General features: G+C 62.9%; 1 protein-coding gene. It reads left to right on the top strand.

Features of this window, described 5'->3' with window-relative positions; genetic code table 11:
* A partial coding sequence (locus RVY79_RS17280) for a proton-conducting transporter membrane subunit (RefSeq protein ID WP_317465708.1) occupies positions 1 to 485 on the top strand: 485 nt, incomplete at both ends.

Raw genomic sequence — 485 nt, 5'->3', positions numbered from 1 at the left:
GGGTAAGTCGGCACAGTTCCCGCTGCACGTGTGGCTGCCGGATTCGATGGAAGGTCCGACCCCGATTTCCGCACTGATCCACGCGGCCACCATGGTGACCGCCGGTATCTTCATGGTTGCGCGCATGTCGCCGCTGTTCGAACTGTCGGACGCCGCGCTGTCGTTCGTGCTGGTCATCGGGGCGATCACCGCGCTGTTCATGGGTTTCCTGGGCATCATCCAGACCGACATCAAGCGCGTGGTGGCGTACTCGACGCTGTCGCAGCTCGGTTATATGACGGTGGCGCTAGGGGCCTCGGCGTACCAAGTGGCCGTGTTCCACCTGATGACGCACGCATTCTTCAAGGCGTTGCTGTTCCTCGGTGCGGGCTCGGTCATCATCGGCATGCACCACGATCAGGACATGCGCAACATGGGCGGTCTGCGCAAGTACAGGCCGATCACGTGGCTGACGTCGCTGGTGGGTTCGCTGGCGCGGATCGGTA

It is taken from the genome of Chromohalobacter sp. HP20-39, assembly GCF_033052815.1.
Lineage (GTDB): Bacteria > Pseudomonadota > Gammaproteobacteria > Pseudomonadales > Halomonadaceae > Chromohalobacter.
Note: the sequence above shows the minus strand (reverse complement) of the source record. Positions and strands in the feature narration are given on the sequence as shown.